This window comes from Halocynthiibacter styelae, assembly GCF_016123485.1.
Classification (GTDB): domain Bacteria; phylum Pseudomonadota; class Alphaproteobacteria; order Rhodobacterales; family Rhodobacteraceae; genus Halocynthiibacter; species Halocynthiibacter styelae.
This window is the reverse complement of the sequence record NZ_JADCKQ010000001.1, coordinates 387778-402153: the sequence shown is the minus strand read 5'-3', so window position 1 is coordinate 402153 and position 14376 is coordinate 387778. Positions and strand designations below refer to the sequence as shown.

Annotated in this window: 17 protein-coding genes; 5 read left to right on the top strand and 12 right to left on the bottom strand. The window is 54.8% G+C overall.

The features are described from left to right. Positions 1-4: 4 nt before the first annotated feature. On the top strand, positions 5-910 hold the full coding sequence (locus H1D41_RS01970; RefSeq protein WP_228847320.1) for a DMT family transporter: 906 nt from the start codon (positions 5-7) through the stop codon (positions 908-910). On the opposite strand, the gene H1D41_RS01965 is transcribed toward H1D41_RS01970, so the two are convergent. Further along, entirely contained in the window at positions 907-1812 is a 906-nt protein-coding gene (locus H1D41_RS01965; RefSeq protein WP_228847319.1) for a tyrosine-protein phosphatase, read from the bottom strand. The genes H1D41_RS01970 and H1D41_RS01965 overlap by 4 nt on opposite strands. 100 nt (positions 1813-1912) lie before the next feature. Here H1D41_RS01965 and H1D41_RS01960 point away from each other — a divergent pair, with 100 nt between their 5' ends. After that, positions 1913-2818: a LysR family transcriptional regulator gene (locus H1D41_RS01960; RefSeq protein WP_228847318.1), complete on the top strand. Its 906-nt coding sequence runs from the start codon at positions 1913-1915 to the stop codon at positions 2816-2818. On the opposite strand, the gene H1D41_RS01955 is transcribed toward H1D41_RS01960, so the two are convergent. After that, entirely contained in the window at positions 2815-3339 is a 525-nt protein-coding gene (locus H1D41_RS01955; protein WP_228847317.1) for a hypothetical protein, read from the bottom strand. The genes H1D41_RS01960 and H1D41_RS01955 overlap by 4 nt on opposite strands. 4 nt (positions 3340-3343) lie before the next feature. Beyond that, a complete protein-coding gene (gene tkt, locus H1D41_RS01950) occupies positions 3344-5359 on the bottom strand; it encodes a transketolase (RefSeq protein ID WP_228847383.1) in 2016 nt (671 codons plus the stop codon). 358 nt (positions 5360-5717) lie between these two features. Here tkt and H1D41_RS01945 point away from each other — a divergent pair, with 358 nt between their 5' ends. Together H1D41_RS01945 and H1D41_RS01940 are read left to right on the top strand one after the other, a co-directional pair. Beyond that, positions 5718-6251 (top strand): hypothetical protein, encoded by a 534-nt coding sequence (locus tag H1D41_RS01945; RefSeq protein ID WP_107496159.1) that lies wholly within the window; start codon positions 5718-5720, stop codon positions 6249-6251. After that, the gene (locus tag H1D41_RS01940) at positions 6251-6655 is read left to right on the top strand and encodes a cell division protein ZapA (protein ID WP_228847316.1); all 405 of its coding nucleotides are present in this window, start codon (positions 6251-6253) and stop codon (positions 6653-6655) included. The genes H1D41_RS01945 and H1D41_RS01940 overlap by 1 nt, the downstream gene beginning before the upstream one ends. Before the next feature lie 65 nt (positions 6656-6720). Here the strand turns inward: H1D41_RS01940 and H1D41_RS01935 are convergent, their stop codons facing one another. The 8 genes from H1D41_RS01935 to purL form a co-directional block, all read right to left on the bottom strand. Continuing rightward, a complete protein-coding gene (locus tag H1D41_RS01935) occupies positions 6721-7062 on the bottom strand; it encodes a TfoX/Sxy family protein (RefSeq protein WP_228847315.1) in 342 nt (113 codons plus the stop codon). 322 nt (positions 7063-7384) lie between these two features. Beyond that, positions 7385-7711 (bottom strand): TraR/DksA family transcriptional regulator, encoded by a 327-nt coding sequence (locus H1D41_RS01930; RefSeq protein WP_228847314.1) that lies wholly within the window; start codon positions 7709-7711, stop codon positions 7385-7387. Positions 7712-7780: 69 nt separating this feature from the next. Beyond that, positions 7781-8143, bottom strand: a complete 363-nt coding sequence (gene grxD, locus H1D41_RS01925; RefSeq protein WP_107496155.1) for a Grx4 family monothiol glutaredoxin — start codon at positions 8141-8143, stop codon at positions 7781-7783. Beyond that, entirely contained in the window at positions 8140-8433 is a 294-nt protein-coding gene (locus tag H1D41_RS01920) for a hypothetical protein (RefSeq protein WP_228847313.1), read from the bottom strand. Before H1D41_RS01920 ends, grxD begins: the two co-directional genes overlap by 4 nt. Then, the gene (locus H1D41_RS01915; protein WP_228847312.1) at positions 8430-8666 is read right to left on the bottom strand and encodes a hypothetical protein; all 237 of its coding nucleotides are present in this window, start codon (positions 8664-8666) and stop codon (positions 8430-8432) included. The genes H1D41_RS01920 and H1D41_RS01915 overlap by 4 nt, the downstream gene beginning before the upstream one ends. After that, the gene (locus H1D41_RS01910) at positions 8666-8902 is read right to left on the bottom strand and encodes a BolA/IbaG family iron-sulfur metabolism protein (protein ID WP_228847311.1); all 237 of its coding nucleotides are present in this window, start codon (positions 8900-8902) and stop codon (positions 8666-8668) included. Before H1D41_RS01910 ends, H1D41_RS01915 begins: the two co-directional genes overlap by 1 nt. A 124-nt stretch (positions 8903-9026) precedes the next feature. Then, the gene (locus H1D41_RS01905) at positions 9027-9542 is read right to left on the bottom strand and encodes a hypothetical protein (RefSeq protein ID WP_228847310.1); all 516 of its coding nucleotides are present in this window, start codon (positions 9540-9542) and stop codon (positions 9027-9029) included. Beyond that, on the bottom strand, positions 9542-11713 hold the full coding sequence (gene purL / locus H1D41_RS01900; protein ID WP_228847309.1) for a phosphoribosylformylglycinamidine synthase subunit PurL: 2172 nt from the start codon (positions 11711-11713) through the stop codon (positions 9542-9544). The genes H1D41_RS01905 and purL overlap by 1 nt, the downstream gene beginning before the upstream one ends. Positions 11714-11913: 200 nt before the next feature. On the opposite strand from purL, the gene H1D41_RS01895 reads away from it, so the two are divergent. Beyond that, positions 11914-13578, top strand: a complete 1665-nt coding sequence (locus tag H1D41_RS01895; protein WP_228847308.1) for a hypothetical protein — start codon at positions 11914-11916, stop codon at positions 13576-13578. A 434-nt stretch (positions 13579-14012) separates the two neighbouring features. Here H1D41_RS01895 and H1D41_RS01890 read toward each other — a convergent pair whose 3' ends face one another. Next, positions 14013-14351 (bottom strand): carboxymuconolactone decarboxylase family protein, encoded by a 339-nt coding sequence (locus H1D41_RS01890; protein WP_107496150.1) that lies wholly within the window; start codon positions 14349-14351, stop codon positions 14013-14015. Between the last annotated feature and the right edge of the window lie 25 nt (positions 14352-14376).

Sequence of the window (14376 nt, the reverse complement as noted above, 5' to 3'; positions counted from 1 at the left end):
TGCAATGAATACACCGTCTCTGGATCCGAAATCTCTGGTTATGTTGCTGTGTCTGGCGGCGGTTTGGGGCGGGTCGTTCTTCTTCGCTGAAATAGCCCTGCGGGAAGTGCCGCCCATGACAATCACTTTGCACAGGGTGTTCTGGGCTTTGCCCTTGCTGTTCATTCTGATCCGCCTGCGAAGATTGTCCCTGCCGCGCGACCCACAAATCTGGCTGGGCTATCTGGGGATGGGCGCGCTGAACAATGCGATCCCATTTTCACTGATATTCTGGGCGCAGCAGCAGATTGACAGTGGAGTGGCATCCATCCTGAACGGAACAACTGCGATGTTTGGGGCGGTGGTTGCGGGACTATTGCTGAAGGATGAACCGTTGACGCGCAATAAAATCGCGGGCGCAGTGATTGGGCTGGCAGGCGTTGCGGTGATTATGGGGCCCGATGCCATAGCCGGGCTGAACCCCGGAAACCTGGCGCAGTTTGCTGTGATCCTGGGCGCAGTGTCCTATGCGTTTGCCAGTGTCTGGGGAAAGGTCATGCTGGCGGGACAGCCGCCCATGATGAATGCATTTGGCATGATCTGTGGGACGATTTTGCTTATGATCCCTGTGGTTCTGCTGGTGGATGGTGTGCCTTCGGTCAGCCTGTCGCTGCCTGTCTGGGGCGCGCTTTGGGGGATCGCGGCGCTTTCAACCGTGTTTGCCTATGTGCTTTATTTTGCCATCCTTATACGGGCGGGGGCAGCGAACCTGATGCTGGTCACGCTTTTAATCCCGCCCTTTGCGATTGGCCTTGGCGCGTTGTTTCTGGGCGAGGTGATCGCGCCGGCCGCCTGGATCGGCTTTGCCATTATCGCAGTTGGGTTTGCGGTGACGGACGGGCGCATCTTTTCCAGGTTTAATCGATCTTAACTGTCGGTCAGCAGGTTCTGTCGGATGGCTTTGATGTCCTCTGCCGAGATATCCAGCACCTCGCTGAGGTAAAGATCAAATGACCCGTATTCGTCTTTGATGGTTTGCAGAGCCTTCGTCATCTGTTCCGGATGTGCGCCAAAGGCCGGACGCAAAGACGCGGGGCCATGACCGACCAGCTGTTCCAGTTCTTCGTAGGTAAAAACATTGGTGACGAGGTAATCGCGCATCACGTCTTCTTCGCTATATCCCAGCACAAGCAGGGTGACAGCAGCAATGTAACCCGTGCGGTCTTTGCCACCGGCGCAGTGGAACAGCACTGGGTAGTTATCGGCCTCTGTCAGCAGATGCAGAAAACGTGACACCTGTGGTGCGAAATCTGTGGCGAACTCTTCATAGCGGTCAAGGCGGGTCTGGCGCAGGTCAACATTATGTTCGGCCAGCAGGGCATCAATTTCGGTGAATTTCCCTTCAAACCACAGCGGGCGGATCTGATCAGCAACTTCAACCGGCATGATCTTTGCAACATCTGCGGGATCCGATCCGATTGGCAGATTGGCGGTGAAATCCACGGATGGGATATGTCGGTTGGGATGTGTTTCAAGTTCATTCGCAGCCCGCAGGTCAACCACGGTTTCAATCGCCTTGTCCGACAGAAGGGCAAGATCTGCATCGGTCAGGTCGTGCAACTGGTCGGACCGGAACAGCTGGCCTTGGCGAATGCCATTGTCTGGTGTCGTCAGTTCCCGAAAATTGGCCAGGCCTTCCACCGGGTGGGATACGCCGATGCCGGCACATTGCGCGGGCATCGCGATATCAAGCGTGGTGTCACAGGCTGTCTGGGCCTGGGCAGAGGTTGTCATGATGGCAGTGGTCAGCAGCAGGGCGTGAAAGCGGTTCATATCGCATGTCCTTTACTCGCGAGTCGTTTGCCGGGTTTAAACAGATGCTTTATTGATATAGAAAGTTAATGACTATCGGATTTGCAGATGGAGTTTGGCTTTGGCGGATATTGAACAATTGCGGGCCTTTGTGGTGTCACAGCAGGTCGGGTCCTTTTCTGCGGCTGCGCGCGAGCTGGGCAAAGCGCAATCCGCGATCAGTGCGGCCATTGCAAACCTGGAAATTGATCTGGATCTGACCTTGTTTGATCGCAGCGGGTATCGGCCGGAACTGACCCGTCAGGGGCGTGTGGTTCTGGGCTATGCGCAATCTGTTCTGGACAGTATGGCGGCGCTGGAAGGGCAGGCAGATGCGCTTGGGGCGCAGGTGGAACCCCGTTTTGCGATCTGGATTGAGGAAGGCCTGCTGGTGTCGCGGGTGCGTGACTTGCTGTGTGCGCTGGCGGATCAGTTTCCGGGGCTTGAGCTGCATATTGAAGAACGCCCACGATCAGAGGTGATTTCTGCGGTGAACAACGGGCAGGCCGATCTGGTGCTTGTCAGCCGCCTGGAAGAAACGCGGGGCAATGCTGCGTCTGGTGGCATGTCACGTGGCATTGGGTTTCTGCGTCTGGTGCCGGTTGTGCATTGTGATCACCCTCTGGCCCATGCGCCGGAAATTAATCGGGCAGAGCTTGTGAAACACCGTCAGCTTGTGTCTGCGGATGGGGATCGGATCAGCCCGAAAATCTGGGTGTCTGATGGCGCGCGCAGTTGTCTGACCTTTGTGAACGAAGGGCTGGGCTGGTCAGAATTGCCTGCGGAACTGGTGACCGATGGGGTGCTGTCCGGCAGTTTGAAAGTCCTGCACTATGATTTCGCGCAGAATTCGATCCTTGAAACTGTTGGTTTGCTGAGTGGTCACAGTACAACAACCGGTCCGGTCATGCGCTGGATCCTGGCAGAGCTTGCAACATGGGACCAACGCGCCTGGATTGGCGTCAGCCGGGTGGGGCGGTTGGATTAGGTCAGGCGGAATTCAAAATATCCTTCGCAGGTGTTGGGGGGCAGACGTGGATCGTCATGTTCCAGAAGTTCCGCAGTGTACCGTTTTCCATCTGAAATGAGATAATAGTCCCAAGGAGCCTGATCCGGGTTGTCATATTGCTCTATCATGAAACTTGCATGGGTCAGAGTTTGAGGGAGCAGATAGTGTTCAACTGCGGGCCAATCCGGAAGGACCGGTGCGCGAAATGTCAGCCAATATGTGAAATGCCCTGAGACCTTTCTGAAAATCAGGTATCCATGTTTAGCTGACAGGTAGCTGTAGTCGCTGTGTTCGTCATCTTCCGAAATGACGCAGCTGTCTGGAATGCCGAGGCTTGATGTTATTTCCCGGATTTTTCGTTCTGCGGTTTGTGCGAGGACATCTACGAAGAACATTTTTCTTCCAGTCGATTGTGGACATATTTTCAGACTGTGTCCAACACTTGGCGGTTGCAACAAAAAAAGACGACCGTAAAGGCCGCCTTTTCCTGGATATTGCAATTGCTTACAGCAGGTCTTTGACCTTTTGGGCGACGGCTTCGGCGGTGATGCCGAATTGTTCGTACAGAACGGCTGCCGGGGCTGATGCGCCAAAGCCGGTCATGCCAACAAAGCCAGCTTTGGTGGATTTGCCACGTTCGCCGGTCAGGTATTTGTCCCATGGCTGTTGAACTGCCGCTTCCACGGCAACACGCACCGGGCCACCTGGCAGAACGCGTTTGCGATAGGCTTCGTCCTGCGCATCAAACAGTTCCATACATGGTACGGAAACAACACGCGTGCCGATGCCTTCGGCCTGAAGCAGATCACGCGCTTTCAGAGCGATTTCAACTTCGGAACCGGATGCCATGATGATCGCCTGACGCTTTTCTTCCGCGTCAGCCAGAACATAAGCACCCTGAGCAACCAGGTTTTTGTTCTTATGTTCAGTCCGGACAGTTGGCAGGTTCTGACGCGACATGACCATCACAGACGGGGTTGTCTTGGTGGTCACAGCCATTTCCCAGGCTTCTGCTGCTTCGACAGTATCAGCAGGGCGGAAGGTCCAGGAATTTGGTGTCGCACGACAGATTGCCAGGTGTTCAACAGGCTGGTGTGTCGGGCCATCTTCGCCCACGCCGATTGAATCATGGGTCATGACAAACACGGTCGGGATCTGCATCAGAGCGGCCAGGCGCATGCTTGGGCGCGCATAGTCGGTGAAGCAGAAGAAGGTGCCGCTGTATGCACGGATACCACCGTGCAGCACCATGCCGTTCATGGCTGCTGCCATCGCATGTTCACGGATGCCCCAGTACACGTAACGGCCACCGCGGTTGTCCAGATCAAAGGCTTCCATTTCACCGGTTTTGGTGTTGTTGGAGCCTGTCAGATCAGCAGAGCCACCCACGGTTTCCGGCATGATCGGGTTGATGACTTCAAGCGCCATTTCACCGGATTTCCGTGTTGCAACCTTTGGCTGCTCTTCAGAGATCTTCTTCTTCAGGCGTTTGATCGCGGAAGACAGTTTGTTTGGAACTTCCAGCGCATAGGCACGGTTGAATTCCGCTTGTTTGCGCTCAGATACGCTTTCAAAACGGGTTTTCCATTCGGCGTGATCAGTTGCACCGCGTGCACCAATGGCTTCCCATTGTGCTTTGATGTCCGCAGGCACAACAAATGCGTCCTGATCCCAGCCCCAGGCTTTCTTGGCGTCTGCCATCAGGTCAGGTGCGGTCAATGCGCCATGGCCTTTGGAGGTATCCTGCGCAGAGGTGCCCAGAGCAATATGGGTTTTACAGGCAACAAGCGCCGGTTTGCCGGTGGCTTTGGCCTCGGAGATCGCGCGATCGATGTCCGCAGGATCATGACCGTTACATTCATGTGTGGACCAGCCGGAAGCCGCAAAACGTTTCTTCTGATCGGTGATGTCGGAGAGGGATACTTTACCGTCGATGGTAATGTCATTGTCATCCCAGAGAACGATCAGCTTGCTCAGCTTGTGACGCCCGGCAAGACCGATGGCTTCCTGGCTGATGCCTTCCATCAGGCAACCGTCGCCCGCGATCACATAGGTGTGGTGATCAACGATCTTTTTGCCGTATTGGGCGCGCTGAATTTCTTCGGCCATGGCGAAACCAACGGCATTTGCGATGCCCTGGCCCAGAGGACCTGTGGTGGTTTCAACGCCGGACACGTGACCATATTCCGGGTGACCGGCTGTGATCGCGCCCCACTGACGGAAGTTTTTGATCTGATCCAGGGTGACATCTTCGTAACCGGTGAGATGCAGCAGGGAATAGATCAGCATAGAGGCGTGACCACCGGACAAGATAAACCGGTCACGGTCAGGCCAGCGCGGGGCCTTCGGGTCAAACTTCAGGTGCTTTTCGAACAGGACTGTTGCCACATCGGCAAGACCGATCGGCGCACCGGAGTGGCCGGAGTTGGCAGCGGCAACCGCATCAAGAGCAAGGGCGCGAATAGCGGTGGCCTTGTTCCAGTGATCCGGGTTGGCAGAGCGAAGGGCGGCGATATCCACTGGCTGTTGTTCCAAGGTATAGTCCTCTGGCGTTGGTAAGCTGTTGCCCTCTCATAACAGCCCTTGGGGTGATTTCAAGGCGTGGATGGTCCTGGAAGCCTGTCAGGAAGGGATTCCGGGGGATGGATGAAGAAAACCGGCCAATCCCCCGGACCCGGGGGATTTATCCTGGCGGATTTCCCCAAGATGGAGGGGGGATCATGCGGAAAGGGAAGCAATCCGCAGAAGATTTCAGTAAACTGTCATAAAGCCGGGGCGCTTGATTCGCTTTCCGGTGGTTTCCGGGCTATCCCGGACCTTGTATGAGAGTAAGCCGGACAAACCGGTGGTGCAGGACAGACGCAGGAGTGAAAGTGGTATGAACGACCACAGCCAGGATATCAGTGAAAATGACGATAAGGTTGCCAATGTCGCCGCGCTTGAACAGCGGGTCACAGCTGCTTTTGGCCGGATCAACACGGCCCTTGGCGCGCTTGGCAACGGGGATGATACCGAACTTGCGGAACTGAGCTCTGCTTTGGAAGAGGAACGTGCAAAGACCCTTAACCTGGAAGACCGTCTTCAGCAGATGCAGAGCCGCCAGGCCGGTGCGATGCAGGAACTGGAAGATCGTGTGATTGGTTTTGGCAAGCGTTCAGCGGAACAACAGACCGAACTGGCCAATTTGCGCGAGGTTTGTAACCGTCTGCGTGAGAACAACAATCAGCTGCGCGATTCCAATGCTGCGGGTGGCGGGGATGTGAGCCTGATTAACAGCGGTTTGCAGGCGGAGATTGATATGCTGCGTGCGCAAATGCAGGCAGATCGTGTTGAACTGGACGCGATCCTTGCGGAATTACGCCCGGCCATCAGTGCTGCGCAACCAGCCGCTGACAGCCAGGGAGCAGAATAATGCCTGAGGTAACGATTAAGATCGGCGAACGTGATTTTTCTGTGTCCTGCCAGGATGGAGAAGAACATTTCCTGCAATCTGCCGCAGAAATGCTGAACACAGAGGCCCAGGTTTTGCTGAAGCAGATCGGACGTATGCCCGAAGAACGCATGCTTTTGATGTCTGGACTGATGCTGGCTGACAAGACTGCAGGGCTTGAGGATAAGATCGGTACGCTTGAAAAAAAGCTGGCTGATCAGGAACAGCTTCTGGACGAGATCCGCAATCAGGCCCCTGAAACACCTGAGCCGGAAACAGTCGAAGTCGCTGTGATACCGGACATCGTGACCGATACGCTGGAATCGCTGGCGAAACGTGCCGAAGCAATCGCTTTGGAAGCAGAGACCAAAGCCGCAGGCAGCTGAGCCCACGCACAGAAATAAATGCCGCCGGTTCTGAGGCGGCATTTTGCGTTTGGGATTGTGTCAGATCAGGATCTGGACGGCAGACCGATTTGATTCATCATGTTTTCAAACTCTGATAAATCGGGGTCAAAGGAACTGGCTTTGATTGCGTCAAAACGTTTCCGCAGGGCCTTCTTTTCTTCGCCTTTGCAGTCGTTCCAGGGGCGCTCCTGAAGTGCCATCTCAAGTACATAGTAGCCGATGAAATGCGGGCGCGTGCCATTTTGCAGCAGGCGGGCATAGGCTTTATCGGTGCCAAGCGCGCTCAGCTGTTCCGCCGAATGAATGCCTGCACGGGCGCAGGCTTCGTCCATGGCCGGGCCAAGATTACGTAAGGAAGAAACCGGATTGAAGGCAGTATCAGACATATTTCAGATATAGCGGATTGATTGGCGGTGTCACGGATGAAACCCGGACAAATTTTTTTACCACAGGTTTTGTGTCCCAGGGCACAGAAATGATGCATAAAAATGACCACACTAAATAGGTCGTCGTGGACTGCAGAGATATGGTGTCTCTGCAAATGAAAGGTGAACTGGTTGCCGGATCGGATATTATGATCGGGCAGGGATAGCAGGTCCTGGCACTCTGACCATGTATATCCGGCACTGGGATCGCAGAGGCAGTATTGTTTCGCCGTTCACTGAGATCTGGGGCGCCGGATCACCTTTCATACCGCAGACACTGTTGTCAGCGCGCACAGCGGGCACACAGCGGGGCGTGTGGCACCAGATCAAGCCGTGCTTCGGCAATGTCATCACCGCATGTGTCACAGGCACCATATTCGCCGGTTTCAATGCGTTTCAGCGCCATATCAATCAGTCGGATTTCAACAAGTCCCTGATTTCCCATCGCTTCCAGAACTTCGGTGTCTTCCGCTTCCTGGGCTGCTTCTTCCCAGTCTTTTGGGACGGGGGCATCAAGGGTGTGTTCAATGTCGTGAACGCGGGTATCCAGTTCCGCCAGGCGTTTCTCAAGTTGTGCCCGGCGTTCACTTGCAGTCTTTTTATCGCTCATAGCGCGTTGCCTCCTTCAGTTAAAAAGGTCGGGCAACGCGTTGTGAGGATCGTTTAGATACGCATGCCCTCAGGCGTTAGCTTCGCGAATCTTATCGGCAGCGTCTTTGTCATAGATCACGCCGTTTTCATCAAACATGCCGTCAAGTTCACCGGACAGGGTCATTTCGGTGATGATGTCGCACCCGCCAACAAACTCGCCTTTGATGTAAAGCTGGGGGATGGTCGGCCAGTCGGAATAATCCTTGATGCCCTGACGAATGGTTTCGTCTTCCAGCACGTTCACGTCCTGGTAGTCCACGCCCATAAAGTTCAGAACGCCAGCCACGCGGGAAGAGAACCCGCATTGCGGCATGGATTTTGTGCCTTTCATGAAAAGCACAACGTCATTGGCTTTGACGGTTTCGTCGATTGCTGTTTTCGCGTCGGTCATGTTTGGTCTTTCTTTTGTTTGGCGTGACCCGGCATCAGTGCTTTGGCCTGGTCATGTGGATTTCTGGAGATACTCCAGCTTTTTTCGGTTGTTGCTCCCGTCCGGCTGTCGTGCCAGGCGGAATGCATAATGTGAACAGTTTCCGCGCCCCGTTCGTTGTCGTCCCAGCGACGCTCATTGATCGCATGTCGGGAGAGAGGCCGCTTTTTCTTTCGTTTTAGCCAGGCTTCGGCTGAGACTAACAGAGCTAACAATATAATTCCGCCCAGAAGGATCAGTTTGAAGGTCATGTCCGGCCTCCGGGCATCATGCCTTTTGCGTATTCCTGTGGATCTTTGGTGACGCTTAGGGTTGGAGTGTAAGTTAACTCTCCGGTGCCGCTGTCAATAATACTATTGCCATGTCCAGGAACCGTGCCACGGGATTGGCTGGCTTTGGGGTAGCGAATGTCGCGGACAGCCTTTGCGATGAAGGCCATCACCGCAAGAGCAGAAAGCAGTACCCACCAGCCCCAGAACCCCATTATTCCGGTGCCCGTGTGGTCAGGCCCAAAGCGTGGATTTCTCCGTGAGAGCCATCCATTTTGCCCTTCAGGGCCGCCATAACAGCGCGTTGCTGTTTGACGCGATTCTGGCCACGGAAGCTTTCATCCACCACTTCGGCATTAAAATGCACGCCATCATCACCAACAACGGTGATTTGTGCTTCGGGGAAGCTTTCGCGGATCAGGTCTTCGATATCCTGTGCGGTAACGGCCATGGGGGCTCCTCTGGTCATATGTCTTACGTAAGATTTAGGGGCGGGCGGGGTGATCTGCAAGGAGATTTGCGTGTGTTGCTGGCTCAGGATGCCTCCGGCGGGAGTATTTTCAGCAAGATGAAGATCAGTGTGAGACCACAGCGCGCAGAGAGACCAGGAAGGCCTGGTGGCGGGGTTTGGTTGTCTCGGGCCAACGGGCGAGGGCCGCGCGGCTTTCTTCGGGGCCGGGGGTGATTGTGGTGATCAGGGCCTGGCGTTCCTCTTCCAGCGCATCCGGCAGAGGCAGGCGGGCGGCGGCGATCAGAAGTTCGAGGGCTGCGCGCATCTCACGGGCAGTGGCGAAATCATCCATCATCGGGCGGGCGTTCTGTGGATTTGCGCGCCAGGTTTCCCGGCCATAAAGCGCGCTGACCCATTGACCCGCACCAAGGCAGGAATATCTGACGCAGCCGCCAAAGCCCAGATCTGTCAGGTTTTCGTGGATTTTACAGCGGTGGTCTGTGCGCAAATTGGGGCAGGGCATGCCTGCGGGTTTATCAAGCGCAAATTCCGGCCCTTTATCGATGGCCAGCGCCACACAGCACAACGCCTGACAGTTTTCACAGTCAGGCGTCAGCAGGTTTTCAATATGCGCAACCATCAGGCGACGGCGTCGGCAAAGCCTGTGCGATAGATCGCAGAGAGTTCCGCCAGATCTGCGCTGTTGCCGCCCATGGTCACACTGTCGCCGCCAAAGCTGCCGACGGAAGCCACAGGCACACCGGCCTGACCAGCAGCGATGAACAGGGCTTCGGCCTGGTCAAAGTTACAGGCCACCAGGTAGCGGCCCTGATCTTCGCCATAAAGTTCTGCAGTAGTGGTTGGGTCAAGAGATACACCAACACCAGCGGTTTCCGCCATTTCAAAGGCTGCCAGCGCAAGGCCACCGTCGGACAGATCAGAACAGGCGCGGATCATCTCGCGGTTTTCGCGAATGAAGAGACCAGCTTTCAGTTCCGCATCCAGATCAACGGCAGGCGCGTCGCCATCTTCGCGGTTGAAAACTTCGGCCAGCAGGGCGGATTGGCCAAGGTGGGAACCGACCTCATGCTGGCTTGCGCCAATGACAATCGCCACATGGCCGTCGCGCACTTCACCGGCAATCAGATCATCGGCGTGATCAATCAGACCAACAGCACCGATGGTTGGTGTCGGCAGGATCGCCTGACCGTCGGTTTCATTGTAAAGCGATACGTTGCCGGAAACGATTGGCATATCAAGCGCGGAAACCGCCGCGCCGATGCCCTTGATCGCACCAACGAACTGGCCCATGATTTCGGGCTTTTCCGGGTTGCCGAAGTTCATATTGTCGGTGGTCGCCAGTGGTTTGGCACCAACAGAACAGAGGTTGCGGAAGGCTTCGGCCACCGCCTGTTTGCCACCCTCAACCGGGTTGGCTTTCACATAGCGCGGGGTCACGTCAGAGGTGAACGCCAGCAGTTTATCGGTGCCATGCACGCGGATCACGCCGGCACCAAGACCTGGTGTCTGCACAGAGTCACCCATAACGGATGTGTCGTATTGCTCATAGACCCACTGTTTGCCCGCGTAGTTTGGCGAGGAAATCAGGGCGCGCAAAGCGTCAATTGCGTCGATTTCCGGAACATCGTCCATAGCTTCTGCAGCCGGGGTTTCCACCCATGGGCGGTCATATTCAGGTGCAGTGGATGACAGTTTGGACAGGGGCAGGTCGGCTTTCATTTCGCCGTTGTGCATGATCAGGAAGCGGTCTTCTTCAATCGTTTCGCCGACGATGGCGAAATCAAGATCCCATTTCACGAAAACCGCGCGGGCTTCTTCTTCCAGTTCCGGTTTCAGAACCATCAGCATACGTTCCTGAGATTCAGACAGCATCATTTCATACGCAGTCATATTCTCTTCGCGCTGTGGCACGTCTTCAAGGTTCAGCTTGACGCCAAGGCCGCCTTTGTCGCCCATTTCAACGGCGGAACAGGTCAGGCCAGCGGCGCCCATATCTTGGATTGAGATCACAGCACCGGTTGCCATCAGCTCAAGCGTCGCTTCCATCAGGCGTTTTTCGGTGAACGGGTCACCAACCTGAACGGTGGGGCGTTTTTCTTCAATCGTGTCGTCGAATTCAGCAGACGCCATGGTTGCGCCACCAACACCGTCACGGCCGGTTTTTGCGCCAAGATAGACAACAGGCATGCCGACGCCGGAGGCGGCAGAGTAGAAGATTTTATCCGCATCAGCCAGGCCAGCCGCAAAAGCGTTCACAAGGCAGTTGCCGTTATAGGCCGGATGGAAACGCACTTCGCCACCAACACAAGGGACACCGAAACAATTGCCGTAGCCGCCAACGCCTTCAACCACGCCGTTGACCAGCTGTGTGGTCTTGTGGTGAGAAGGTTCGCCAAAGGACAGCGCGTTCATAGACGCAATAGGGCGTGCGCCCATGGTGAACACATCACGCAGAATGCCGCCAACGCCGGTGGCCGCGCCCTGATAGGGTTCGATGTAGGACGGGTGGTTGTGGCTTTCCATTTTGAAAACAACGGCCTGACCGTCACCAATATCAACGATACCGGCATTCTCTCCTGGGCCACAGATCACTTGCGGGCCTTCTGTCGGCAGGGTGCGTAGCCATTTCTTGGAAGATTTGTATGAGCAATGCTCGTTCCACATCGCAGAGAAAATACCCATCTCGGTATAGTTCGGCTCGCGGCCCAGAATGTTTTTCACTTCCGCATATTCATCGGGTGTGAACCCGTGGGAGGCAATCAGATCTTCGGTGATGGCGGGCTCTTGCATGTGGTCTATCCCCTGTGGTGCGTCCCCGTCGGGATGCGCAGCTTTGGCAGTTGCGCACCTCTTAGGCGAAAGGGGGGCGGAATGGAAGAGTGTTATCGACGGACATTGTGTGATCTGCCTGATGCCTGCGACCGTGTTGCTGTGGACAGGAAGGAGAGGCCCGCCCTAGATTAAGGTGAATATCTTTAGGGGAATCAATTATGACGTGTATTTTGCCGCGTTTCATTTCACAGGCTGTAATTGTTTTGAGCGGGGCGCTTTGTGTTTTGTATCCCGCAAGTGGAATCGCAGAGACCCGTGCTGCACCACCTTTGCAATGCGATCGTATGATGCTTCTGGAAACGGTAGATATGACACTGGCTGAACCTCAGGGGCCGCGATTTTACCGTCGCCAGGTTGCTGACGCTGCCTATCTGAAGATCCGTTATGAGAACATGCCCTGGGAAAACGCGGGTGCTGGTGCGCGCGATTTTCTGGAAGAACTGACCAGCCGACCGGACCACCGGGATTCCCGGGTGAAAAATATTCAATATAGCATGGCGACCACCGCGATAGGGCTGAACGCAACTTTGCTTTTGAATGATGTGGATGCAGAGCAGGCGATGACAGAAGCCCCGCTGGACCTGGGGCGCGCCGTCATCCTGACAGAGGGTAACCAGCGTTTTTTCGATCTGATGCGCGGGTTGATCGCGCAGAGCGATACGCAGCGAAGTGTATGGTTTGACCGGCTTATGGGGCGTCAGTTTGCCAGTGTGCTGTTGGATCAGGATGAAACATTCCGGTTGCAGTTCGCCGAAGACGCAGAAGCGGCGGGATTTTATCGCCTGGCGGTCGCGGTACTGGCGACAGTTGAAGATACAGCACCGATAGAGGCGCTGATTTCCCGGCATTCAAAAGATGCCCTGTGGGGCCCTATCAGCGAAGGTATTCTGGATGATGGTGTATTGTGGCCTCTGATCAGTCTGCGTGTGACCAGTGGGTATGACATCTTCGATAAGGCTGTCGTTTACAATCCGGATGGATCCTTTCAGGAGTTTCGGGAGGCCTATGAGGATGAGAGATATAACGTAAATCACGCCGTCAGAAGCTCGATTACCGTACAAAACGCCATGCATTATTCAGGGCTTGTGACGCTGTTAACAAATTCCGGTAGCCCTCATCAACTGAACGTGCATTTTTTCCGCGAGATGCAGGCCGGATTTGAGAGTGGGCAGATCAATATGCGTGCCAACAGCGATGCGGTTTGGTTGCATGCCTGGGATATTCTTCGTTCAGGTCTGACACGCGAAGAATATCTGCATTTTTATCCTGATGACCAAAAGTACATTGAAGTCCTCGGAATGACTGCCGAACCGGACGCACATGAATGGACCACACAGCTTGAAGAGATCCTGTCTTCTATGCAGGTGCCCCCTGTTCTGGGTCATTTTCTGCAAGGTGAGGGAGGTTTTTTTGATCTGTTTGACTGGGTGCAGGCGCGTGCCATCAGTGTGGACTATCTGAAAGGGAATGGGGAAGTGCCTGTTTTGCGACCCGAGGGGATCAGTGCCGGGTTTGATTGGGACCTGTGGACGGCAACTGCGCAACAGATTGCAGGAGAGCAGGAAGAGGGCGCGGAAATGCCCCTGGCGCAGGCAAAAATTTACGCAGAGCAACTTTTGCTAAAACAGGATGTGTCTGCCGCATTGGAGTTTATTGAAAGCTATGCCCCGGAACCGGGCAGAGAAACCCGACGTTGGAAGGCAGCTTTTCTGCGTGATCTGGCGCGACGGCTGGACCTTGCCTGCGATGCCGTATTGCGTGAAGTCCCGGTGCCACACAGTTCATTTGGCGTATATACATTTCCGGATATGTCAGCGCATTGAGTGAAGTTTCGTGCAGGCAAAAAAAATGCCGGGCACAAGGCCCGGCGAAGTCCAACAGGGAGGTGAAGGTTATGGGATAAGTATCAACCATCGCCTTCGAGAACTGATTTAGGTGTGCAGCTGCATGCAATCAAGGAAAAAAATGCAAAAACGTGACATACCGGATATGCAGTTTTTGCATGGCTTGCGTGGGGTGGCTTAATAAGAAGGGGCCTGAAGCAGTTTGCGGCACATTCACCGCCCTGCCTCAAGTTGCCTGAAATTTGGCCAGGTATTGGCGATGACAGCTGTTTGTATGGTTTCCGGGCGGCACGCCTTAAGGTGCCACCCGGTGAATAAGCCTGACCTGTGGATATAGCGAACTATCGTCACAAGTCAGATTCAGACATGTTTCCATTCATCTGACAGGTTCGGTCAAATGAAGTTTCTACAGCTTATTTTTTAGTAAACTCGTCATAAGCTTCCAGTGCTTTGGCACCATAGGCCACAGACGGGCCACCGCCCATGTAAGCGATCATTGCGAGGGCTTCACAGATTTCTTCGCGGGTGGTTTTAAGGCGTACCAATGATTTGACGTGAAAGCCAATGCAGCTGTCACAGCGGGTTGAAACAGCGATGCCCAATGCGATCAGTTCTTTGGTTTTCTCGTCAAGAACACCAGGTTTTTTGGCAGCGGTCCCCATCGCGGTAAAGCCTGCGAACATGTCAGGGGTTTCTTTTTGAAGCGTGCCAATACGACCGACGGTCTCGTTCAGGAATTTTGTCCAGCTCATGATGTCTCTTTCTGAATTATTTGAG